A 24,064-nucleotide genomic window follows, 5' to 3' on the forward strand; every position below is an offset into this window, starting at 1 on the left:
CCGGTGCCCCCTTGAATCACACTCCGACTCCCGCCGTATTGCCTGCCACGCTGCGCCCCTCGGCCTGTCCCGGCCTGCTGCGCATCGTGCCGGCGCGCGACGGCGGCATCTGCAGGATCACACTGCCGTGCGGAGAACTGCGTGCGCCAGAGGCACTCGCGATCGCGGACGCCGCGCGGCAACACGGATCCGGCGTGATCGAGGCGACCAATCGCTCGAACCTGCAGATACGCGGTGTACGGGCAGGCCACGAAACGGCGCTGGTCGAACGCCTGCTGGAAGCGGGGCTCGGGCCGCGCGGCGGCGCAGAGGCCACGGATGGCATGAGCGCCAGCGCCCGCGACGATGTCCGCAACCTGATGACAAGCCCGCTCGCGGGACGAGACTCCCATGCGTTGATCGACACGACGCCGCTTGCGGCGCAGATTCTCGCGCTGCTGCAAGGCACACCGCGTTTCGCCGGGCTGTCTCCGAAATTTGCACTGCTGCTCGACGGCGGCGAGCGGCTCGCTAGGCTCGATCATCCGCACGATATCTGGCTTGCCGCGATGCCCGATGGCGCTCGCGTGCGCTTCGCATTCGGTCTGGCGGGCTGCCCGCCTGTCGCCGGAAGCGACGCCGCACTCACTCCGGCGCTTGCCGCGGTCGAGCCATCCGAGGTGCCAGAGCTTGTCTGCGCGCTGCTGGACACGTTCCTGGAACTGGCTTTCCCCGACGACACCCGCATGCGTAATCTGCTCGCGACACATTCTTCGGACACCATTCTGGAACGCGTGGAGCGACGAGTCAATTTCACCCTGTTGCGCAGGCAATCCGTACGGGCGTGGCGCCGCGTTCCTGCCGACGCGTCATTTCGACTCGGTGCACATCCGCAAAATGCAGACGGTTTGTGGCATGTGGGCGGACAACCGCCGCTGGGGCGCATGGACTCGCCGATGCTCCACGGCCTTGCTGAGCTTGCCTCCGAATCCGGCAATGCAACAGTTCGCATGACGCCCTGGCAAGGCGTGTTGCTACCGGACATCGAACCGCAGGCCGTCTCGGGCGCTCTTGAACGACTCGCGTCATTAGGACTCGCCTGCGAACCCGCCGATCCGCTCACACGCGTCATCGCCTGTGCCGGTTCGACCGGCTGCGCGAAGGGCAACACCGACACAAAGGCCGACGCACGCGCCCTCGCTGCGCGGCTGCCAGAGCGTGTCGAAGTGCACCTGAGCGGCTGCCCCCGTTCATGCGCGGCGGCCCATTGCGCACCCTATACGCTGCTCGCAGTCGCGCCTCTTCGCTACGACCTTTATCGTCGCGATGGCACACCCGGATTCGGGCAGTGCATCGCGCACCATCTGACAATCGAACAGGCCGCCGACTCTCTGGAGCGGCTGGCCCGGAGCCCCCTCGATGCTTGATTACATTCGCGACGGTCAGGAGATCTATCGCCAATCTTTCGCGACGATCCGCGCGGAGGCCAACCTGAGCCGCATTCCCGCCGACCTTGAAAAGCTCGCGGTGCGCGTCATCCACGCGTGCGGCATGGTCGACGTCGTCGACGATCTGCGGTTTTCGCGCGGAGCCGGCACAGCGGGCCGCGAGGCACTCGCGCGCGGCGCACCGATTCTCTGCGATGCGCGCATGGTCGCTGAAGGGATCACACGCGCGCGTCTGCCAGCCGACAATCCGGTTATCTGTACGCTGGGCGATGCGTCGGTGCCCGCGAAGGCGCGCGAAATCGGCAACACGCGTTCCGCCGCCGCGCTCGAACTGTGGCGCCCGCACCTTGCCGGCAGCGTGGTTGTGATCGGCAATGCGCCCACCGCGCTCTTCCATCTGCTCGACATGCTCGATGCCGGCGCACCGCGTCCGGCGCTGATTCTTGGCTTTCCGGTGGGTTTTGTCGGCGCGCAGGAATCGAAGGCGATGCTTGCCGAAGATAGTCGCGGCGTCCCTTTCGTGATCGTCGCGGGCCGGCGCGGCGGCAGTGCGATGGCGGCTGCCGCGGTCAACGCACTCGCGACGGAGGTGGAGTAAATGACGGTACGAGGACGTCTCTTCGGACTCGGCGTCGGCCCCGGCGACCCCGAGCTGATTACGCTGAAAGCGGTGCGCCTGCTCAAGGCCGCGCCTGTCGTCGCCTACTTCGCGGCGAAAGGAAAAAAGGGGAACGCGTTCGGCATCATCGAAGCGCATCTGGACGATACGCAAACGCGTCTGCCTCTCATCTACCCCGTCACGACCGAAGCACTCGAACCGCCGCTGTCCTATGAAACGGTGATTGCCGACTTCTACGACACCGCCGCGGAATTCGTCGCCGCCTATCTCGACGCCGGCCGCGACGTCGCGGTGATCTGTGAAGGCGACCCATTCTTTTACGGCTCGTACATGTATCTGCACGACCGTCTCGCTGGCCGTTTCGAAGCCGAAGTGGTGCCCGGCGTCTGTTCGATGCTGGGCGGGGCGGCCGTGCTCGGGTCGCCGCTCGTGTATCGCAACCAGAGCCTTTCCGTGCTGTCCGGCGTGTTGCCGGAAGATGAACTGAAGCGGCGGCTCGCCGACTCGGACGCCGCCGTCGTAATGAAGCTCGGCCGCAACTTCGACAAGGTGCGTCGCGTGCTGTGCGAACTCGGGCTGGATGGGCGCGCGCTGTACGTCGAGCGCGCCACGATGACAAACCAGCGGATCGTGCCACTTGCCGAAGTGGATCCGATGGCGTCGCCGTATTTTTCTCTGCTCGTCGTGCCGGGGGAAAAATGGCAAGGATGAACGTGCCCGCACCGGCCATCGTGATTCTCGGCACAGGCGCGCTCGCCACGGCGCGTCACATCCAGGCGCGCTATCCCGGCGCTCAGGTGCACGGTTTGCAGGGGCGTGTCGAAGCCGACATCGCTTACGCGGAGCTCAGCGCACATCTGCGCGAGCTGTATGCGCGCGGCACGCCCCTCGTTGTGTTGTGTGCGGCGGGCATCGTGATCCGCTGCGTCGCATCGCGGTTGTCGAACAAGGGCGCCGAGCCGCCTGTGCTCGCCGTTGCCGAAGACGGCAGCGCGGTTGTGCCACTGCTCGGCGGCCTTGCTGGCGTCAACGTCATGGCACGCGAAATCGCGGAAGCGCTGGATGTTGCGCCAGCAATCACGACCAGCGGGGAACTGCGTTTCGGCACCTGCGTACTCAATCCACCCGATGGCTACGCGCTATCGAGTCTCGAGCAAGGCAAGCGCTTCGTGTCCGATCTGCTGGCCGGCGAAAGCACGCGCGTGGAAGGCGACGCGCCGTGGCTCGACGATGCGCAGTTGCCGCGTGCGGAATCGGCTCGTCTGGCGATACGAATCACCCCCGCCATGTGGGACGGTCGCACGGACGAGCTTTTGATTCATCCGAAAACCGTTGTGGCGGCGACCGGTGTCGTCGACGGAAGCATCGTCGAGCGTATTCGGCAGGCGCTCGATGCACGTCGACTCGCGCCGCTGTCGCTTGCCGCGCTGCTCGCACCGGTTGAACACATGAGCAACACAGTGCTGGCCGAAGCCGCCAATATTCTGGGTGTGCCGCTGCGCTTCGCCTCTGTCGCGGCAAGCGATGCGCAACCTGAGCGAATGCTCGAAACAGCGATGCGCATGCCCTACGAAGCGCTGCACAGCGAAACAGACGTGGCGCTGGCAATAACGCTCGCACCGGTCGATCCGGCCGCCATCGGCCAGGCGCGCGGGCGTCTGACCGTCGTGGGCCTCGGGCCTGGCGACGCCAGCTTGATGACACCGGCGGTACGCTCGGCGCTCAGCGCCGCGACCGACATTCTCGGCTACGAAACCTACGTGAAGATGGCCGGACCGTTCCGGGCCGACCAGCAGGTGCACGGCACGGACAACCGCGAGGAGATGCAGCGCGCAAGGCACGCATTTGAGCTTGCCAGCAGTGGACGATCGGTGGTGATGGTGTCGTCCGGCGATCCTGGCGTCTTTGCGATGGCCGCCGCCGTCCTTGAAGCGCTCGAAACCTCGAATAACGCCCAATGGGCGGCCGTCGAACTCGATATTCAGCCGGGCGTGTCTGCGGCCATGGCCACTGCCGCTCAAGCAGGTGCCCCGCTCGGCCACGATTTTTGCATGCTCTCGCTCTCCGATAATCTCAAACCGTGGACCATTATCGAGAAGCGCTTGAGACACGCCGCCGAAGCCGATCTCGCGATGGCTTTCTATAACCCGGTTTCGCGCGCGCGGCCGTGGCAACTCGACAAGGCGCTGGATATCGTCCGCGAATATCGCTCGCCATCGACGAGGGTCGTGCTCGGAAGGGATATCGGCAGGCCTGGCGCGGCCCTCACTCACACGACGCTCGGCGAACTGCGGGCGGAGAGCGTCGATATGCGGACCATGGTTATTGTCGGCTCGTCTCTGACGCGTTCTTATTCGCTCAATGGCAATCGTGAATGGACTTATACGCCGCGCTGGTATAAGTGAGCACAAGGACTTAACTGAAGTTGTTATCGGCTTTGTAAAGTCGACGCAAACGGTTGCGCATTTTATGCCAAATCGAATAAATATCGACCTTGTGCAGTTCTTTTAGAAATCTCACTAAAGTTATATACCGGGGCAGCCGTATACGACCGGTATGAACCAAAATGAGGTCGTCCGTCTATGTCTTCCAGCATCGTAGAAGAGCCTGTCGTGGCAACGCCCAGCGCCGCTCTCGCCCGGGAAGATCTGCCCGTAGGTACACCGCTTGCATGGGCTGTCACCGATCATGACGGCACCGTCCTGCTGGAAAAGGACGCGCTTGTCTCAAGCGAAGGGGACCGCGATTTCCTCTTCCGGCATTTCAGGCCGCGTCGCCGGGATATCGATGAGGCGGCGAGGAGCGGAGCGTCGCTGGCTGCCACAACCGAGTTGCCGCAGCCGACCTGCCTCGCCGACATGCATCTCACCATCGGCGCGCTGCTCGGCATGCGCTCGCAGATCGGCATGGGCCGGCCGATGCATCCGAGCCGCGTGATCGGCTTCGCGCCCAATCAGACGCTCTTCGTGACGCCGCCACTTCAGGACGGCCGGCCGGTACCGCTCGCCGTGAACGAAAACGTCGATATCGTTGCGATCGCCAGCCAGGCCGTGTACCGCTTTACGTGCACCGTCGAGGCCCTGTGCAACTATCCATTCAACTACGTGGTCCTGTCGCCGCCCGGTGCCATCCGGCGGCTGCGCGAACGTCGCTCGATCCGCGTGCGAGCCCACCTCGCGGTCCGCTACGGCAGCGAAGCGAATGACCTCTACGACGGTCTCGGAATTGCCAACGGCATCAGCGCGCTGGGCCTGTCGCTTGCCGCTTCGAAAACGCTGGGCCGTGTGGGCGAGCGCCTGCGCCTGTCGTTCTGGGTCAAGTCCGGGGACGTCGAAACGTTGATCGAAACGCGTGCGGTTATCCGCAACCTGCAAGCCGACGAGATGGAAAAGGGGCTGACGACGCACGGTCTGGAATTCGATGTGCTCGAACCCGTGCAGCAAACCGCGCTCAAGGCGTTCGTGTTCGATCGTCAGGATGACGCGTACATCTGGACTAACATGACCCGCTGAACCCGAGGTCCTCATTGGCCCTCAATGGTCTGAATCGGTCAGTCGAACGGCTACGCGAGCAGATCTTCAGGGGTGCACCACGCTGCATCCCACGCCCGCGCCAACCGTTCGCTCCGGCCGAGCCTGAGCGCCCCGCGCTCGAAATCGACCACAACGATCTGATCGGCAATCGCGGGCCGCGCCGGCATGCTGCCGCTGCGCCCATCGGTCAGCATCCACAGCCAGCGCTGCTGTGCCGGTCTCTTGCGCGCCGCACGTTCGAGCAACTGCGCCGCACGGCGTACGCCGAGTGCGAGCGGCGTGCCGCCCCCGCCGCCCACCGGACGCAGCCAGCGCTCATTCCACCAACGCGGCACAGCCGGCCCAAAGCGCACATCGGCACGAACGCCGCCGAAACACACGAGCGCCGCCTCCACGCGAGCCTTGCCGGCCTGATCGAACATCGCGACGAGCAAGCCCTTGGCCAGCGCCAGTTGCTGACCGCTCAGCATCGATCCGGAACAGTCGAGTACGAAGCAGTGCAGCACGCTGCCCGTGGCTGCTTCATGCACGAAGCGCAGGTGTTCCGGCGCGAGCCGCTCGCGCCGTTTGGCGGCGAGCGTGGCCGTCCAGTCGATGCGTGTGCGTTGCGTGCGTTGCATGGCGCCACGCCTGCCTGCGCCTGCTGCCTGCGGCCATCGAACAGCGCTGGGGAACCCAGCGGCGGCGCTTTGTCGATGGCTCAGCGTTTTTTTGCTGGTAGCGGAATGACGCCTTTTACCGTCGTGGTTCCTGTCGGTTCCGGCTCCAGATAGCCCCAATCGCCCTGCCCCTGACCTTGACCTTTCTCGGGGTCGGACGGCACACGCGCCTCTTGCGACGCCGCCGGATTCGCAGGCGGAGTCCGCTGACGCTCCGGCGTTTGCGGCGCGGTATGCGCGTCGCGCGGATGGCGGCGATGCAGCAACACGGCGTCAGCAACGCGATCGACATGACCGGTCCTGATTGCCGCGTCGTCCTCCAGCGCGGCAAGCGCGCGCGCCGCGCGCAGCATCACCAGGTCCGCGCGCAGTCCGTCCACGGCGGCCTCGATACACACCTTGCTGACGTGATCATGAAGCGCGTCGTCGAATACGAGACGCGGCAAGCGTTCGCGTGCCGCGTGAATGCGCCGCACGTACGCGGCCTGCTGCGCGGCATACGCGGCGCGAAACGCTAGTGGATCGGAATCGAACGCGAGCCGCGCCTTGACGATCCGCTGACGGATCTGTGGATCGAAACAGTTTTGCAGTTCCACCATCAAGCCGAAGCGGTCGATCAGTTGCGGCCTCAACTCGCCTTCTTCGGGATTCATCGTGCCGACCAGCACGAAGCTCGCGTCATGGCTGTGCGAGATGCCATCGCGTTCGACGGTGTTGACCCCGCTCGCCGCCGCGTCGAGCAGCGCATCGACGAGCGCATCCGGCAGCAGGTTGATCTCATCGACATACAGCACACCACGATGCGCTTTCGCCAGCAATCCCGGTGAAAACTTCACCGACCCGTCACGCAACACCGTTTCGAGATCCAGTGTGCCAATCAGACGCTCTTCACTCGCGCCGAGCGGCAAGGTCACCAGTTGCCCTTCGGGCAGCAGTTCGGCGAGCGCGCGCGCGGTCGTGGATTTCGCCGTGCCACGAGGGCCGCTGACCAGCACACCGCCCAGCCCGGGATCGATTGCCGCCAGCAGCAGCGCCTGCTGCAGCGGCTCCTGAGCGATCAGCGCGGCGAACGGAAACGCGGCGCTGGCACGCGATGGCGCCGTGGCTTCGCGGGGCTGCGTCGATGCGTTCATTGTCGTGTTCCTTCGAGTTGCTGTTCGCTCGCCAGCAGATGTTCTTCGACCTGCTCGCGATAGTCGCCGGGGTTCTGCCACAGGCCGCGTTGCATCGCCTCGAGCAGGCGTTCGCAGATGCCATGCAGCGCATGTGGATTGTGCCCGGCGAGGAACGCACGCGTATCGGCGTCATTCAGGTACGCGTCCGTAACGAGCGCGTATTGATGATCGGAAACCACGCGAGCAGTCGCATCGTAACCATAGAGATAATCGACGGTTGCGGCGATTTCCGCCGCACCTTTGTAGCCATGCCGTTTGACGCCGTCGAGCCATTTTGGATTGACGACGCGCGAACGGATGACCCGCGCGATCTCCTCATGCAGCGTGCGAATACGGGGCGCGGCCGGATTGCTGTGGTCGGCGTGATAGACATGCGGCTGGTTGCCCGCCAGATGTCGCACCGCTGCGACCATGCCGCCCTGGAACTGGTAGTAGTCGTTCGAGTCGAGCACGTCGTGTTCGCGGTTGTCCTGGTTCTGCAGCACGACGTCCAGTGATGCGAGGCGCGTGCCGAACGCCTGCCGCGCTTCTTCGCCCGCACTTTTCTGCGCGTAGGCATAGCCGCCCCAGGCTTGATACGCGCCCGCAAGATCGCTATCCGTTTGCCATTGCCGCGTGTCGATCATTTCCTGCAGGCCCGCGCCATACGACCCCGGCTTCGCGCTGAATACGCGCCAGCCTGCCCGCCTGCGCGCCTCGGTTGCGTCCATGCCACCTGCGATCAATTCATCCCGCTCGCGCATGACACGCGCGCGTATCGGATTCAGGTCCTCGGGTTCGTCGAGTTCGGCTACCGCCTGCACGGCAGCGTCGAACAGATGCATCACGTTCGCGAACGCGTCGCGGAAGAAGCCCGACACCCTTAGCGTAACGTCGATGCGCGGGCGATCGAAAATCTCGATCGGCATGATCTCGAAGTCGGTAACGCGGTGGCTGCCCGGCGCCCACTTCGGTCGCACACCGAGCAGCGCGAGCGCCTGAGCGATATCGTCGCCGCCGGTACGCATTGTCGCCGTGCCCCACACAGAGAGGCCGATCGCACGCGGGTAGTCGCCATGCTCCTGGACGTGCCGCTCGACAAGCTGCTGCGCGGACTTGAGACCGAGCGCCCATGCGGACTGCGTCGGAACCGCGCGCGTGTCGACCGAATAGAAGTTGCGGCCGGTGGGCAGCACATCCGGGCGCCCGCGCGAAGGCGATCCGCTCGGCCCTGCTGGCACGAAACGTCCTTCGAGTCCCCGCTTCAGTTGGAGCATTTCCTGCGGGCCGCATGCGTCGAGGCGCGGCAGTATGTCGTTGCGCAGCCGTTCCAGAACACATTCCGCCTGGGGCAGCGTACAGGGCTCATGTGAAGCATCAGGCGCATCTTCATCGCACACGCGCCGCAACAGTTCCGCTGCCAGCAGTTCGAGACGTTCGCGCGTGTCGCCGTTATGTCGCCACGGCGCATCACTGACACGCTGCAGGATTTCGGGGCGTGGGCCGTCCCACGCTGCAGACCAGTCAGCCGACAAGGGATCGAAAACGTGATCGACCGCGAGGTCGCGCGCTAACGCGTCGATCAGACCGGCTTTCGCACCCTGCCCGTCGCCAACCGGAAAGCGCCCGAGCGCCAGCAACGTATCGCGGCGCTGCACCCCCTGCGGCGATTGCCCGAACGTATGCAGGCCGTCGCGGATCTGCGCTTCCTTCAACTCGCAGAGGTACGCGTCGGCACGCGTCAACAGCAGGTCTTCAGCGTCCTGCCCGTCCGGCACACTCAGACTCAGTTCCTCATGCAGGCGATGCTTGATGATGGTTTCCAGAATCGTTCGCCGCAGCAGCTTCGAACGACGCGGATCGACCATCAACGCTTCATAGTATTCGTCCACCTGCCGTTCGAGATCCTGTAGCGGCCCATAGTTCTCCGCGCGGGTGAGCGGCGGCATCAGGTGATCGATGATGACGGCCTGTGCACGCCGCTTAGCCTGGCTGCCTTCGCCCGGATCGTTGACGATAAACGGATAAAGATGCGGCATCGGCCCGAGAATCAGATCCGGCCAGCACGTATTGCTGAGCGCGACGCTCTTGCCCGGCAGCCATTCCAGATTGCCGTGCTTGCCGACATGGACGACGGCATCGATATCGAAGCGGTGCCGCAACCAGAAATAGAATGCGAGGTAAGCGTGCGGCGGCACGAGATCGGCGTCGTGATAGCTCGCGTAATCGCCGCCGTCGCGTGAACGGGCCGGCTGGATGCCGACGAACACATGGCCGCAGCGCCAGCCCGCGATCATGAAGCGCCCACGCCGGATCGTCGAGTCCTGTTCTGGAGGGCCCCAGCGTGCATTGAGCGCGTCGCGCGCCTCGGCGGGCAGTTGCTGGAAATACGTCAGATAGTCATCCAGCGAAAGACTTTGCAATGCAGGACGCAGATCACGCACGACGGGATCGTTCGTCACGCCCTGGGTCAGCGTGCACATCAATGCATCGCCATCGGCAGGCAAATTGTCGACGCGATAGCCCTGCTCTTGCAGCATAGCGAGTATGCCGACCACTGACGCTGGCGTATCCAGCCCGACGCCGTTACCGATCCGGCCTTCGCTTACCGGATAGTTCGCGAGGATCAGCGCGAGTTTCTTGTCCGAGTTCGTGATGCCCCGCAGGCGGCACCAGCGCCGGCTCAGTTCGGCGAGAAACGCCACCCGCTCGAGGTCCGGCCGATAGCGCACGACGTCGACTTCGGTGTGCGGACAACGATAGGCAAGCCCCTTGAAGCTGATGGCGCGTGTAATGATGCGGCCGTCTACTTCGGGCAACGCGATGTGCATCGCGATATCGCGGGAATTGAGGCCCTGATTGTCCTTGACCCAGTCGTCGCGGTTGCCGCCGCTCAGGATCACCTGCATGACGGGCGCATCGCCGGCGAGCGCCAACGGCTCGGGATCGTCAATCGCCGACGCGGCGAACGCCGTCGTGTTCAGCACTAACGCCACGTCGTGCTGTGTGCACAGCTGCTGCAGCACGTCGCGACTGACCGCATCTTTCAGAGACGTGATCGCAAGCGGCAGTGGATTCAGGCCCCGTGCATCGAGCGCATCGATCAGCGCATCGAACACAGCTGTGTTCGCCGCCTGCAAATGCGCGCGGTAAAAGAGGATCGCGGCAACCGGCGCGCCGGGGCGCCAGCGCTCCTGCCAGTCTGCCACCGTGGGCACGTCGCGTGCAGGATGATAGAGCGCTGCCGCCGGCAAAGGCTGAGGCAGTGCGGGCTCACGCCCCCAGCCGAACGCGCGGAAAGCGATGAAACGCAGGAACGCTTCCGCGTTTTGCGCGCCGCCTTCGCGCAGATAGCGCCACAGTTGGTGGCATAGCGTAGCGTCCGCCGTGCTGCGCGCGAGCAGATTCGGATCTTCCTGCAGATCGCCGGAGAACATTGCGAGCAGTTGCTGCCTGCGCCCCGCGAGCGCGACCACCTGCTCGATGCCATAAGGCCAGTACGTCTCGCCGCCCAGATGATCAACGATCACGACCTTCGCATGCTGCAACACGTCTTCGACGTAGAAATCCACCGACGCCGGCTGCCGCAGGAACGTCACGTTCGCGAGCCGCAGGCTCGGAAAATCCGCGCCCAGCCGCGGAAAAACGCTTGCGAGCAGGGACAACGTGGTATCGGCCGAACTGAGCACGACGATGTCCGCCGGCTGCTGGTCGATCCGTATGACGCCGGCGGTATCGTCGACGAAGCCACCTGGCGTGGTGCGCAGCAGATGCATACCGCGTTACACCTGTTGCGGCTCGGCGCTCAGCGCGACCGTCAGCGCCTGCTGCAGCGTCGCCTGATCGAGATCTTCGCCGATCAGCACAAAGCGGCTCGCTACCGGCTCACCTGCCTGCCAGCGACGATCGAAGTAACTGTCGAAACGACGTCCCACGCCCTGAATCACGAGCCGCATCGCCGCGCCGGGCAAGGCCGCAAAACCCTTCACACGGTAGATCGTGTGGTTCTCGACCAGCCCCTGCAATGCTGCGACAAGCGCTTCACGCGACGACACCTGCGCCTGAACGACAACGGAATCGAAATCGTCGTGATGGTGATCGGGATCGTCTGCGGACCCGTGATGGTCGTGACGCAGATGAATCGTGTCCTCCGATGCCGACTCAAGCCCGAGCAATGCGTGCAGATCGAGCTGCCCCAGATGCGCACGTACCACCTTGACCTGGGGCGGAATTTCGTCGCGGATCAGTGCCTCCGCGGCAGCCAGTTGCGCATCGGCAAGCAGATCGGTCTTGTTGAGAATCACCAGATCGGCGGAGGACAACTGGTCTTCGAACAGTTCGTGCAGCGGCGATTCGTGGTCGAGATTCGGGTCGGCCTTGCGCTGCGCGTCGACTGCCTGCGGATTCTCCGCGAACTGGCCGCTCACTGCGGCAGGCCCGTCGACTACCGTGACCACTGCGTCGACGGTGAAGCTGTTCTTGATCTGCGGCCAGTTGAATGCCTGCACGAGCGGCTTGGGCAGCGCAAGGCCGGACGTTTCGATCAGCACGTGGTCGATCTGGTCACGACGCTCAACCAGTTGCTCCATGACCGGGAAGAATTCCTCCTGCACTGTGCAGCACAGGCAGCCGTTCGCCAGTTCGTACAACTGCCCTTCCACCTCGCGGCCTTCCTCGTCGCAACCGATGCCGCAACCCTTGAGGATCTCACCGTCGATACCCAGTTCGCCGAATTCGTTGACGATCACCGCGATCCGGCGTCCGCCCGCATGTTGAAGAATGTGCCGAAGCAAGGTGGTTTTGCCGCTGCCGAGGAAGCCCGTCACGATCGTTACGGGAATTTTGCGCGTCTGCATCCTGACTCCAGGGTGGTGGACTGTTTGAAGGATGAAGCCCCGAACTTCACCGGATGCCCGCCCGCAACGCCCTGCGGCATGCTCACGCCGCGATGCGACAGTCGAAACGTCAGACGATCGTCGGGCAACACGCGGGGACGAAATACGGCCTTACGGAAACAACCGGAAGCTCAGTGAATTCGTGGACTACGCGGACCATGCGCCGCATCCCCGCGGCGCCAATCCGTATTTTCTGGCCGGTATCCGGGCTCGCGAAAACGCCGCTTCGCCTTCCCGCGCATTCGACATCACGCGCAGTGGACAGATGCTTGCCTGTCAGGTCATGACGCGCACGCATTGAAGCCGGCTTTGCATCGCTTTCACGATGCCTTCGCTTACCGTTGCGGGGGCAGCACAGGTTGGCCCGATCCGTGCAGGACAGGCTCCCTGTTTCCCGTTTAACTGCGTGCACAGAGCGTGCACGCGAGCACCAGAGTGCGTGGGAGTGTAGGCTCCGTCAAACCCGGCGTCAAGAAAACGCCCTGCCTGAAGGGACTCAGGGCAACTCAGGGCAACAGCGGGCAAGTGAAACCCCCTGCAGCCTGCGCCGGGCAAACCCGTGCTATCGTATGCGCGCGTTTGGTGCCCGCACGTGCGTTCGCATGTGCAGTTAAACGGGAAACAGGAAGCGCGGCAACGCGCCCGGCCTGTGCTGTCCCCGCAACGGTAAGCGGCCTGCGGACTTCGGTCCGCGCATGTCATTCAACGCCACTGTCTGCAACTGGCAGCTGGGAAGGCGAATGACATGAGGTCGTCAGCCCGGATACCGGCCAACGCAAGGGGCGACCGTCGCGATCGCCGAACGCCGGATCCGCGGGGGACGGAACCTGGTGCCTGAGCGCGACCGGCCGCGTGCGCGAGACGCGCGGTCGTTGCGCATGACGTGTGGCATCGCATGACCCATTCATTCTCCGGGCCCGTCCTCGCGACGGCCCTTCCGCTTCCGTCTCCCGCCAACATGGCGAGGCCCGCGCCGTGCTGCCCGCGATGAGCCGCGCCTGGCTGATCGGCGCCGGCCCCGGCGACGTCGAACTGATGACGCTCAAGGCGACACGCGCGCTCGGCGAGGCCGACGTCGTACTCGTCGACGATCTCGTGAATCCCGATGTCCTGCAGTTCGCGCGGACCGACGCCGAGGTCGTGTACGTGGGCAAGCGCGGCGGCCAGCCGTCGGCCTCGCAGGCCGACATTGTCGCCTCGATGCTTGCTCATCTACGCGCCGGGCGCAGCGTCGCACGGCTGAAAGGCGGTGACCCGTTCGTCTTCGGCCGTGGCGGCGAAGAGCTACAGGCGCTGCAAGCCGAAGGCATTCGAGTCGAAATCATCAACGGCATCACGGCGGGCATCGCGGCGCCGGCAGCGATCGGCATTCCTGTGACGCACCGCGATTACGCGCAGGGCGTCGTGTTCGTCACAGGTCATGGCGCGGGCAGCAGCGAGCCGGACTGGAACGCGCTCGCCGCCACACGCATGACCCTCGTGATCTACATGGGCATGCGTCGCCTGAACGAGATCGTCACGGCGCTGTTACAGGCCGGGATGGATCCGCAAACACCCTGCGCCGCGATCGAATCGGCGACGCGCCCCGAGCAGCGCCATGTGCTCGCCCAACTCGATACGCTGGCGGACCACGTGGCCAGCGCCGGACTCGGTTCGCCCGCGATTGTCGTGATCGGCGGCGTGTCGGCGCACGGCATCCCATCGGCGAGCCACGATCGATGAAGACGCTCACCGTGGGCATCGGTTGCAGACGGCTGGCTTCGGCGGAACAGATCGAGGCGGCGGTAACGGTAGCGCTCGCGGGCAGACCGTTCGACAACGTTCGCGAGGTTGCGACGGTCGAATCGAAAGCCGAGGAACCTGGGTTGATCGAATTCTGTGTGCGTCATGCCCTCCCGTTGCGAAGGTTTACACGCGAGCAGATCGCCGGGTTTGGCGCGGTGCCGACGCCCTCTCACACAGTTCGCGGGCTCGCAGGCGTCGACGGCGTCTGTGAGCCCTGCGCGCTTCTCGCTTCTCCCGACTCGATATTGATCGTCGGCAAAACGGTGGTCGGCGGCGTAACCGTCGCGATCGCCTCCATCATCACATCGTCACGCAGCACGACAGGATCCCGGCAACAGGAAACGCCATGAAAACAGATCTCGAATCGCATCAACGCATGACGCAGCGCCGCCGCGAAGGCCACGAAAAGAAGCAGGCCGCAGCAACCGTCGAGAAAGGCCTGCTGATCGTCAACACCGGCACTGGCAAGGGCAAGACCACGGCCGCCTTCGGCATGGCCGTGCGCGTGCTCGGACACGGGATGAGGCTCGGCGTCGTGCAGTTCATCAAGGGCGCGCTCCATACGTCTGAACGCGATTTCCTGGGCGCCCAGGCGCATTGCGATTTCGTCACGATGGGCGACGGCTACACCTGGAATACGCAGAATCGTGAAGCCGACATCGCCACCGCCCGCAAGGGCTGGGACGAAGCGCGCCGGATGATCGAAAGCGGCGACTATCAAATGGTGATTCTCGATGAACTGAACACGGTATTGAAGTACGAATACCTCCCGCTCGATGAAGTGCTCGGCGTGCTGACCGCGCGCCCCCACATGTTGCACGTGGTCGTGACCGGACGTCACGCGCCGGACGCGCTGATCGAAGCCGCCGACCTCGTCACGGAAATGCGCATCGTCAAGCACCCGTATCGCGAGCAGGGCGTGAAAGCGCAGCGCGGCGTGGAGTTCTGAGCGATGCCCGCGTGCCCCGCCCTGTTCGTCAGCGCGCCCGCGTCGGGTCAGGGCAAGACCACGATTACGGCCGGACTCGCCCGCTATCACCAGCGGATGGGGCGTCGCGTGCGGGTCTTCAAGACAGGGCCGGATTTTCTGGACCCGATGATTCTCGCGCGCGCAAGCGGTGCACCCGTGCAGTCGCTCGATCTGTGGATGGTCGGCGAAGCGGCCTGTCGCACGATGCTCGCCGAGGCGGCCGCCGAAGCCGATCTGATCCTGATCGAAGGCGTCATGGGCCTCTATGACGGCACGCCGAGCAGCGCCGATCTGGCGACGACGTTTGGCGTACCGGTCGTCGCCGTGATTTCAGCGAAAGCGATGGCGCAGACGTTCGGTGCGGTTGCTTTTGGGCTTGCGAACTACCGGCCGAACGTGCCGTTTCATGGCGTGTTCGCCAATCGCGTCGGGTCGCCGCGTCATGCGCAGATGCTGGAAGAAGCGTTGCCAGCCGGCATGCAATGGAGCGGATATATCGCTAGCAAGGACGATATCGAACTGCCAGATCGCCATCTGGGTCTGCACCAGGCAGACGAAATAGCGGACCTCGACGCACGGCTCGATCGCGCCGCCGACGCGCTTGCGCAGACGCGGCTTGTCGAACTGCCGCAGGCGGTCGACTTCGGACCGGTGGCGCGCACGGCGGTCCCCCGTCTTCTCGACGGCAAGCAGGTCGCGGTAGCACGCGATGCAGCGTTCGCATTCATCTATCCCGCCAATGTTCAACTGCTGGAGACACTGGGCGCGCGCGTCACGTATTTTTCCCCGCTCGCTGACGAACCCGTGCCGCAATCCGCCGATGCGCTCTATCTGCCCGGCGGCTATCCCGAGCTGCACGCGGAGCGGCTCGCGCGCAACACGTGCAGCGCCGTTACCATTCGCGCTCATGCAGCGTCCGGCAAACCGCTCGTGGCCGAGTGCGGCGGCATGCTGTATCTGCTGGAGACATTGACCGACACCGGCGGCAAACGCACGTTGATGCTAGGCGTGCTGCCAGGCCACGCAACGATGCAGACGCGGCTCGCGTCGCTCGGGATGCAGCAACTCGACGGCATGCACGGCACGATGACCGGCCACACGTTTCACTACTCGCATATGACGACGACCATGGCGCCGTACCTCACGTCCGTGCGCCCGCACTCTGATGCGCGAGGCGAAGCGGTGTACCGGGCTGGTAAGATCGTCGCAACCTACATGCACAGCTACTGGCCCTCCAATCCGGCCTTCGCGGCCGCACTCTTTCATGGCGAAGCGTTTTAGCGATTCCGATCTCGCGGCGGTCTATCGGGTCATCCACGAGCGGCGCGACATGCGCCATTTCGTGCCCGACCCGGTCGATCCCGCCGTGCTGCAGCGGCTCCTCGATGCGGCGCACCATGCGCCGAGCGTCGGCTTCATGCAGCCATGGCGCATCGCTCGCATCACCGATGCTGCGCTGCGCCGTGCCCTGCATGACGCCGTCGAAAGCGAACGGCTCAAGACCGCCGATGCCCTCGGCAAGCGGCATGATGAATTCATGAAGCTGAAGGTCGAAGGCATGCTCGAGTGCGGCGAACTGCTGGTGGTGGCGTTGATGGATGGACGGGAGAAACACGTGTTCGGCCGCCGCACGCTGCCGGAGATGGATCTGGCCTCCGTTGCATGCGCGATCCAGAACATGTGGCTCGCCGCACGCGCGGAAGGATTGGGGATGGGCTGGGTGTCGATCTTCGACGTCGACGCGGTCAGCACGCTGCTGCACATCCCCGCTGGCGCGAGGCCTGTTGCGATCCTGTGTCTCGGGCATGTCGACGAGTTTTACGCGCAACCCATGCTTGAAACCGAACGCTGGGCGTCACGGATGCCGCTCGACCAGTGCGTGTTCGAGAACCGCTGGCCTGAAAGCGACGGCACTGACTCCGCGTAGCGGCAGCCGTAGCCGTAGCCGACAGAACAGCTAAGGCGTGACCGGGCTGACGGACTCGATCCCCGGTGCCCTGCCCGTCTCCACGCTCCCGAACGTCACGCGCCAGTCCCGGTTCCCTGCATAGGGCATTCTGGCCAGCGCGCTTTTGACTAGGTAAGGCACAGCGTGGAGCGGGTCCGCGTCGCGATCACTCTTCGTCACGGTGACCTTGTAGACTTCCTGACCGCTCGTCCGATCGAAAAAGCGCATGGTCAGCGAGTGACGATAGAGCCGTCGCCCAGGAAAAACACTCGTCGTCGCTGGTGCCTCACACGCTTCGGTTGTGCTCTCACAGCCCGCGACGTCGACAACGACCGCCGCCGCCCGCGTATCGTAGGCCAGCGACACGACATATCGCGCACGTTCCTTCGATGCCACGGCGAACCCGTAGCGCGCGAGTTCTTCGCGCACAAGGGCTTCGTATTGCGCATGTTCGGCAGTCGCCTCCTGTGGCGACGTACGCGCAAAGTCATAGGTGCGCTCGTCAGCCAGCGTGGCGGACAAGGGCGATACGCGCACATCCGTCTTGACGCCGGCGCATCCGGCAAGCATCGCCGCGACGAGCGCGGCGCTGAGGATCAACAGGGGTTTCAAGTTTGTCCCGCTTCGAAAGTTATTCGCACTCGTGGTGTTTGCGGTGATCAATCAGCGACTTCATCGAATGCCGGCAACGACACCGTGAACGCCGTCCCACGGCCCACTTCGCTTTCGACGTGCACATCGCCGCCGTGGCGCGTCACCACGGTTTTGACGAATGCCATCCCGAGCCCGGCGCCGCCCACCTCCGGCCGCTCCGACTCATGAAAACGCCGGAAACGCTCAAAGAGCTGCGCCTGCTCTTCAGCAGGAATGCCGTAGCCCTCGTCTCGAATCGTGCACTGCACGCGAGCCGGTAAGCCAGCCTCACGGGAGATCGTGCAGGCGATCCGGGTATCCGAAGGACTGTACTTCACTGCATTGTTCAGAATGTTGACAAGCGCGCGCGTCATCAGCGAACGGTCGGCACAGATCCAATAACCGTCGGCATCGTCACCGTCCTGTTCCAGTTGCGTCTCCAGACGGATGCGGCGCGCGTGCGCCTGCGGCCAGACTTCATCGCTTGCATCGATCAGCAGTTCGACGAGGCTTTGCGGTTCAAGCACATAGGTCTGCGATTCCGCACGCGCGAGTTGCACGAAGTCGTCGGCGAGCGTCAACGCGCGCTGCGCGTAACGTTCGACGCGATCCAGCAACTCGCGCGTATGCTCCGACTCGATACGCGCCCGCTCGATCTCGACGAGCGCAAGAATCGAGGCCTGTGGCGAACGCATGTCGTGCGAAAGCAGACGCAACGCGTCTTCGCGCTGACGTTCGGCCGCGTGCAACGCCGTCACGTCGACCAGGCCGGCAATCCAGCCCGTCACCTCGCCCTGTGCGTTGGTGCACCTCGCATAGCGCAACAGATGGTCGCGCTCGTCGCCGTCGCGCACCTCGATGCCCTGCTCCATCATGTCCGCATAGTCGCGTCGCGTCGGATCGAGTGGCGCAGGCCAGTGGCCGCGGGCGAACGCGTCGGTATCCGCGTGCGAATCGATGGTTTTCACGAACGCGTGATCGCCGAGCGCATCCCGCATCGCGCGCCCCTCCGGTGCGGGCGCGGCGAGCCGTGCAAAATGGGACTTCGCCGCGTGATTCGCGATCAGTATGACGCCGCGCAGATCGCTGACGAGAATCGGTTCCGGCACGCTATCGAGGCTGTCCCAGACAAAGCGCTTCATGTCCTGCACGCGCTGAGCCGCCTGCGCCATCAGCGCCATATGCTGCTCGAGTACATCGCCGGCGAATTCATTGCGCTCTTGTGGCGCTTCAGGCAGCAGATGGGGTTCGTCGGCGAGACTCTGCAACTCCTTGCGCAGATAGGCCATCGTCATCTCGAGGCGACGCCAGTTCCAGATCGGATACACGGCGACGAGGCCGAAGATGGCGGGCACTGGCGACATCCACAGTCGCGCGCCGTACAACAGCGCCAGGCTGCCGCCCGCCATCGCGGCACAGAGCCCCATTGTGAGCAGCAGCGAGCGACGCGGCGACAGCACCAGGAATCCGCCAAGCAGCACGCCAAGCGGAAGCAGCGACACGGCGAATAGCAGCCACGCGTGGGCCGGCAGAATAGCGCGCCCGTTCAGCAACGTATCGAGCACGTTCGCGTGGATGTAGACGCCCGGCATCGGTCCGAGCTCCCCTGAGACCGGGGTCGAGAAGCGGTCATAGAGACCCGACGCGGTCACGCCGATCAGGACGATCCGGTCGCGCAGCATCTCCGTGGGCACGTCGCCGGCGAGCACGCTGGCAAATGAGACCTTCGCGTAGGTTTCTGCTCGCGGACTGAACGGGATCAGGAAGCGCGCTTCACCACTATCGTGGTCGCCCGCGGCATGATCGGGCAAGCCGCGCAAGCGCTCGTTTCCGCCCGCAAGCCTGAGCTTGCCGTCGCGCACCGCCCGGTAAACGGGCACCATCAGTTGCGGCCAGCGCGAGTGTGCGTCGCCCTCAAAGAGCGCGACACTGCGTACGATGGCGTCGCCGTCGACTTCCAGATTGATGTGGCCAAGCGCCGCTGCGGCCTGCGCGAGCGCGGTGACCGGCGTCACCGCGACGCGCTCGCCGTTGGCGCCTTCCGGACTGAGCAGGAGAGGCAGGTACGTGGGATGCGCACCGATCGACAGCGCGAGTCGAGCGTCGTCCTCTGCGGGTTCGGTGAACAGCACGTCGTAGACCACGGCGGCGGGTTGCGCCTTCGCGAGCTGGTCGAGCAGGTCCGCGTGCACGCTGCGCGGCCACGGCCAGCGTCCAAGCTGGGCGATGCTCGCGTTGTCAATTTCGATGACGACGATACCCGGTGACACCGGCACCGGCCTGGAACTGAGAAAGCGGTCGTAGACGAGATGATCGACGCCGGACGTCAGCCGCCAGATCGCCGCGAGCAGAATGACCACGACACCCAGGCAGCCAACCGCCAGCCACTCGAAAAAAAAGCGGCGGCCAACTGGCCGTCCGAGTCGCGCGCGTGGGTCGAAAGTCATGCGCTGGCCGTTGCCTGTATGGATCAGTAGGCCAGCGTAAACGACCGGACCGCGCTGCCCGTCTCGTAGAACGTGCCATTGTCGAACTGCTCGGCGATCACGGTCCAGTAATAGACGCCGCGCGGCAGATCCTTCACGAGCAGTTCGCCGCCCTCGAGATCGGTCCGGTCGATGAGCGGATGGCTCAGATCGGCGGTGTCCGCCAGCACGAAGCGAAAGCGCGTCGAGTCGGCCTGCCGGCTCACGAACCAGCGGAATTCGTAGTCGCGGGTGCCAGTACGCGGCGCGGCCGAAGCGGCCAGTCCGAACTGGCGCCGCTCGAAAGCGTACACCTGCGGCAGGCCTTCGAGCCCCTGACTGTCGATTGCAGACAGGCTGACAAAATAGCTGCCGTCGGGCAGATCGCCAAACGACGCCTGCGGCTCCGTCACGCGTGTTTCGCGAATCAACGCAAGCAGGCCCGCATCGCGCGCAATCTGCACGCGCCAGGCTTGCGCCTCCGGCTGCGGGACGATGTCGAATGCGACTTCTTTGGCGGCCTGAAGCTTCGCCGGATCGAGGAGCGCCGGCGTGGGCAGCAGCGGGACGGGAGCACCGATTGCGCCCGAGTCCCGGGTCAGGTTGCCATAGTGTGCCGTCACGAGTTGCGCCGAAGCCTGAAGCGGCACCCCTGGCGCGCGTGGAGCCCGGCTTGCAGCGTCGACGCCGACCGCACCGTCGAGCACTTCGACGGTTGTCGTCGACGCCCCGTCGCGATCGTACCGCACGCGAAAGCTCGTACCACGCACGCCCGCCACTACTGACGGCGAACGGATCTGAAAGCGGTCGTCCTTCTTCGTGGCGTGTGTCACTTCGGTGCGGAGTTCGCCCTCCTGCAGATCGAACACCCGGTCGGTTGCGCCGGTGAGTGCGGTCTGGCGCAGCGTGTCAATGCCGAGCGTGCTGTCCTGTGGCACGCCGATGTGCGAGCCGTCTGCCAGTTCCAGCGTGACAAATCCGTTATGCCCAGTGCGTACGCGGTCGCCTTCTGTCAGCATCATGTCGACGCTGACTGGCGTGAATGGGCCACTGCGGAACGCGTGTTCGACGGGACCGCTGGTCGCGACGACGCGCGCCGTCAGATGATCCCGCCTCAGCAGTTCAACCGGCAGCAGCAATTTCACACCAGGCTGCAAACGGCGCGGCGTGGGCACATGGTTCAGCCGGCTCACCGTCACCCAGTCCGAGGGATCGCGCAGATAGCGCCCTGCGATGTCGTAGAGCGTGTCGCCGCGCTTTGCGATGTACGGCGCCATGGCGTTGGAGCCAGGCGCCGGGTGCGTCTGCGCGAACGACGCTGAGGTCCACAAAGCGCCGAACGCCGCGGCAAGATACGGCGCCAGCAACGACACCGTGCGGCATGCTCTTCGCATGGACGCTGGCGCCGGCGTGCGCGTTATCCGCACACCGGCACCCGTCATGCGTCACCCCGCTCTGGCGTCCCGGCGCTTTCCACCCGTTCAAGGCGATAGCCATAGCCGTATATCGGTGTCAGCCGATAGCCATGTTCCGGACGCAGATTGAGCTTGGCGCGTAGCATCGACACGTGCGTGTCCATGGTACGCGACGGGATTTCGGTGACCTGCTTCCAGATCACTTCGAGAATGTGAGCGCGCGACAGCGGCCGGCTCAGATGCTGGAACAGCAGCAGCGCAAGTTCGAATTCCTTTTGTGTCAGCGCAACGGCGTTGCCCTTCAGGATCACCTGCTTCGCACTCAGATCGAAGTCGTAGTCTCCATAGACTTCGCGCGTGGACGAAGCACTGAACTGATAGGCGCGGCGCAGCAGCGAACCGATGCGCGCGAGCAGGACGCTGCCGGCAACCGGCTTGACGACGTAGTCGTCGGCGCCGAGGTTGAGTATCGACGTGATATCCGTTTCGCGGCTGCGGCTCGTCATGAACAGGATCGGAAGTCGCTCGGAAAGGCTCTGCCGGACCCAGCGCAAGACTTCCTCGCCCGATATGTCCGGCACGTTCCAGTCGAGCACGAGCAGATCGAATGTCTGCCGCCTCAACTGCCGCACCAGTTCGCGGCCTGAGGAAAACGCGTGACAGATATGCCCTGCCGCCGATAATGTCTGGCAGATAAAATCGGTTTGGGCCTGATCGTCGTCCAGCACAGCAATTCTCATAAAACCCCGCAACGCAAATTCATTCTCGTAACTGGCTGGCCACGTTATCTATTCGATCATCCAGTACCCGATTGGCAACGGCATACAGCACGCAGTTCCCATGGATATATCGCAGCGAACAGTCCGCTCTAAGGGCGGATACGCACACTTCCCGACGGGCTTTTGATCATAATCGAAAAGCGCTGCCCGACCGGAAATGACGTCAATCGGTCATCGGTTCCCCTCAGTCATGGCCGATAGCCTGGATTCGATCACACGGCCGCTGTTTTCCGCCGCCTTTTGACCCCGTCCATTTCCCGGCTGGCCATCAAAGCGATCGCCGCCCGTTCCTGCGGCATGATCGCCACGCCCTTCCTGTCCTTCTTCGCTATCCTGCGCGGCTTGTCGACAAAAGAGTGCCGCGTCCAGATGGATTTGCGCGTGGTCCCACGCCGCCGGAGCGTAGTCGGGCTACGTCACCAGTTCGATCCGATGCAGACGACGCCGAGCCTTGCGCGGCTCGCCTTTCTCGCGAAACGGAATACGCGCGAGTCCAGGTCTGAAAAGCATTCAGTTTCCCAAACGCGCCAACCGTGGCGGTGCGGGTAGTCGATACGCGCTGCTCCAGCGCCCGCCGGTTTCGACGCCATCGATGTCCGACTTTCCCACGAAATTTGACAATCGTGCGCCAGAGTATAGGGAGGGCGCGAGATTAAATCGTTTAAGAATTGTCAAATCGCGATTTGCACAAGCTAACCGGGTGACGGGTTTTTGCTCAGTTCTCCGGCCCCGCCAGACGGGCGATTACGCCGCTGGCTCAGGCCGGGAGGACCGCGCTGGTTATCAAAGCCTCAGTGGTTATTTTCTGGTGATCTATCAGAAAGTCCCGTCAGAAATCGTAAAGCGAGAACGTCAAAATCGTTAATCAATGTGAAAACCAATCCAGGCGGAAGGCCTCGCACAGCGTGCAATGGTGATTTGCGCACCCGGGAATGTACAGTGCGGCTCGGGCGGCGGTGTTGGACGGGTTTCAGGCTGTCACGCCCTCCGGCTCACGCGATCCGGCTTGCGCCAGCGCACCGACGCTCACTTTCAGGCCTGCCGCCGCAAACACCTGAGCAGGCACCGGGGGCGGCGGCTCGTCCGTGATCAACTGGTCGATCTCGTCGACATTGAAGGCGCGGATTAGCGCGCTGTGGCCGAACTTGCTGTGATCGGCGGCTATCACGCGCTCTTCGGCCTGTGCGAAAGCAGCCTGCGCAAAAGCAGCGTCCCACGGCAGCGAATCCATGAAATGCCCCTGGTTGTCGACCGCAGTTACGGAGACGATCGCGTAGCGAACGTGAAACTGCCGGATGAACGTCAGCACGTTTTCCCCAAAGGCCGACGAGTCGTCGGGACGCAGTTCGCCGCCTGTCATGAACACGCGGTTCTCGTTGCGCGGCGCGAGCGTGCGGGCGATCTCGGCGGAGTTCGTCACGACCGTCAGGCGGGAGCGCGCACACAGCGCCTGCGCGATATGAACGCAAGTCGTGCCGCCGTCGAGGATCAGGGAGTCTCCGTCCTGCACCATCGCGCCGACGCGCGCCGCGATCACCTGCTTGCCCTCCCTGCTTTCCTTCATCCGGCGCCGAAATGGCGGCTCGTCGAGATGATCCGGCAGCATGATGCCGCCGTGGACCTTCACCAGCAGACCGTCGCCGATTAGCGGCTTGATGGTGCGACGAATGGTTTCATCGGATACCGCGAAGGTGTCGGCGAGCTCATTGATCGTGCAGGTCTGTTTTGCACGCACGATGCGCATGATTTCAGCCTGCCGTTGCGTGGAGAACATGGTGGCAA

General features: G+C 64.2%; 19 protein-coding genes and 2 riboswitches. Of the genes, 10 read left to right on the top strand and 9 right to left on the bottom strand.

All coding sequences use genetic code 11. From position 1 onward, the window contains the following. Positions 1-11 precede the first annotated feature (11 nt). The 5 genes from cobG (at position 12) to B0G77_RS22700 (ending at position 5,558) form a co-directional block, all read left to right on the top strand. Positions 12-1,406 (top strand): precorrin-3B synthase, encoded by a 1,395-nt coding sequence (cobG, locus tag B0G77_RS22680; RefSeq protein ID WP_243751168.1) that lies wholly within the window; start codon positions 12-14, stop codon positions 1,404-1,406. Then, positions 1,399-2,025, top strand: coding sequence for a precorrin-8X methylmutase (locus B0G77_RS22685; RefSeq protein ID WP_133664364.1), 627 nt, complete (start codon positions 1,399-1,401; stop codon positions 2,023-2,025). Before cobG ends, B0G77_RS22685 begins: the two co-directional genes overlap by 8 nt. Next, a complete protein-coding gene (locus B0G77_RS22690; protein ID WP_133664365.1) occupies positions 2,026-2,757 on the top strand; it encodes a precorrin-2 C(20)-methyltransferase in 732 nt (243 codons plus the stop codon). Further along, positions 2,745-4,451, top strand: a complete 1,707-nt coding sequence (cobJ, locus tag B0G77_RS22695) for a precorrin-3B C(17)-methyltransferase (RefSeq protein ID WP_133664366.1) — start codon at positions 2,745-2,747, stop codon at positions 4,449-4,451. Before B0G77_RS22690 ends, cobJ begins: the two co-directional genes overlap by 13 nt. 207 nt (positions 4,452-4,658) lie before the next feature. Further along, positions 4,659-5,558, top strand: a complete 900-nt coding sequence (locus B0G77_RS22700) for a flagellar brake protein (protein WP_243751169.1) — start codon at positions 4,659-4,661, stop codon at positions 5,556-5,558. A 50-nt stretch (positions 5,559-5,608) separates the two neighbouring features. Here B0G77_RS22700 and B0G77_RS22705 read toward each other — a convergent pair whose 3' ends face one another. The 4 genes from B0G77_RS22705 to cobW all read right to left on the bottom strand — a co-directional run bounded on the left by B0G77_RS22705 (position 5,609) and on the right by cobW (position 12,248). Further along, a complete protein-coding gene (locus B0G77_RS22705; protein WP_133664368.1) occupies positions 5,609-6,199 on the bottom strand; it encodes a VWA domain-containing protein in 591 nt (196 codons plus the stop codon). 80 nt (positions 6,200-6,279) lie between these two features. Continuing rightward, positions 6,280-7,371, bottom strand: coding sequence for an ATP-binding protein (locus tag B0G77_RS22710; RefSeq protein WP_133664369.1), 1,092 nt, complete (start codon positions 7,369-7,371; stop codon positions 6,280-6,282). Further along, positions 7,368-11,168, bottom strand: coding sequence for a cobaltochelatase subunit CobN (cobN, locus tag B0G77_RS22715; RefSeq protein WP_133664370.1), 3,801 nt, complete (start codon positions 11,166-11,168; stop codon positions 7,368-7,370). Before cobN ends, B0G77_RS22710 begins: the two co-directional genes overlap by 4 nt. 6 nt (positions 11,169-11,174) lie before the next feature. Beyond that, positions 11,175-12,248 (bottom strand): cobalamin biosynthesis protein CobW, encoded by a 1,074-nt coding sequence (cobW, locus tag B0G77_RS22720; RefSeq protein WP_133664371.1) that lies wholly within the window; start codon positions 12,246-12,248, stop codon positions 11,175-11,177. A 216-nt stretch (positions 12,249-12,464) separates the two neighbouring features. Next, positions 12,465-12,737: riboswitch (cobalamin riboswitch) on the bottom strand. Between the two features lie 113 nt (positions 12,738-12,850). Next, positions 12,851-13,077: riboswitch (cobalamin riboswitch) on the top strand. A gap of 197 nt (positions 13,078-13,274) precedes the next feature. Here cobW and cobA point away from each other — a divergent pair. Genes cobA through bluB form a run of 5 tightly spaced genes read left to right on the top strand, consistent with a single transcriptional unit; the run spans position 13,275 to position 16,969 of the window. Continuing rightward, positions 13,275-14,009 (top strand): uroporphyrinogen-III C-methyltransferase, encoded by a 735-nt coding sequence (cobA, locus tag B0G77_RS22725; protein ID WP_133664372.1) that lies wholly within the window; start codon positions 13,275-13,277, stop codon positions 14,007-14,009. Further along, entirely contained in the window at positions 14,006-14,422 is a 417-nt protein-coding gene (locus B0G77_RS22730; protein ID WP_133664373.1) for a cobalamin biosynthesis protein, read from the top strand. Before cobA ends, B0G77_RS22730 begins: the two co-directional genes overlap by 4 nt. After that, complete coding sequence (gene cobO / locus B0G77_RS22735; protein WP_133664374.1) at positions 14,419-15,021, top strand: cob(I)yrinic acid a,c-diamide adenosyltransferase; 603 nt, start codon at positions 14,419-14,421, stop codon at positions 15,019-15,021. The genes B0G77_RS22730 and cobO overlap by 4 nt, the downstream gene beginning before the upstream one ends. Before the next feature lie 3 nt (positions 15,022-15,024). Continuing rightward, the gene (locus tag B0G77_RS22740) at positions 15,025-16,323 is read left to right on the top strand and encodes a cobyrinate a,c-diamide synthase (protein WP_133664375.1); all 1,299 of its coding nucleotides are present in this window, start codon (positions 15,025-15,027) and stop codon (positions 16,321-16,323) included. Further along, positions 16,307-16,969: a 5,6-dimethylbenzimidazole synthase gene (gene bluB, locus B0G77_RS22745; protein WP_133664376.1), complete on the top strand. Its 663-nt coding sequence runs from the start codon at positions 16,307-16,309 to the stop codon at positions 16,967-16,969. The genes B0G77_RS22740 and bluB overlap by 17 nt, the downstream gene beginning before the upstream one ends. Positions 16,970-16,999: 30 nt before the next feature. Here the strand turns inward: bluB and B0G77_RS22750 are convergent, their stop codons facing one another. The 5 genes from B0G77_RS22750 to B0G77_RS22770 all read right to left on the bottom strand — a co-directional run bounded on the left by B0G77_RS22750 (position 17,000) and on the right by B0G77_RS22770 (position 24,056). Then, on the bottom strand, positions 17,000-17,602 hold the full coding sequence (locus B0G77_RS22750) for a DUF4136 domain-containing protein (RefSeq protein WP_133664377.1): 603 nt from the start codon (positions 17,600-17,602) through the stop codon (positions 17,000-17,002). 47 nt (positions 17,603-17,649) lie between these two features. Further along, complete coding sequence (locus B0G77_RS22755; RefSeq protein ID WP_133664378.1) at positions 17,650-20,070, bottom strand: CHASE2 domain-containing protein; 2,421 nt, start codon at positions 20,068-20,070, stop codon at positions 17,650-17,652. A gap of 23 nt (positions 20,071-20,093) precedes the next feature. Further along, on the bottom strand, positions 20,094-21,482 hold the full coding sequence (locus B0G77_RS22760) for a FecR domain-containing protein (RefSeq protein WP_133664379.1): 1,389 nt from the start codon (positions 21,480-21,482) through the stop codon (positions 20,094-20,096). A gap of 44 nt (positions 21,483-21,526) precedes the next feature. Beyond that, positions 21,527-22,243: a response regulator transcription factor gene (locus B0G77_RS22765; protein WP_133664380.1), complete on the bottom strand. Its 717-nt coding sequence runs from the start codon at positions 22,241-22,243 to the stop codon at positions 21,527-21,529. A 1,009-nt stretch (positions 22,244-23,252) separates the two neighbouring features. After that, entirely contained in the window at positions 23,253-24,056 is an 804-nt protein-coding gene (locus B0G77_RS22770) for a DeoR/GlpR family DNA-binding transcription regulator (protein ID WP_133664381.1), read from the bottom strand. Positions 24,057-24,064 lie beyond the last annotated feature (8 nt).

The sequence above is a fragment of the Paraburkholderia sp. BL10I2N1 genome, from assembly GCF_004361815.1.
Taxonomy (GTDB): Bacteria; Pseudomonadota; Gammaproteobacteria; order Burkholderiales; family Burkholderiaceae; genus Paraburkholderia.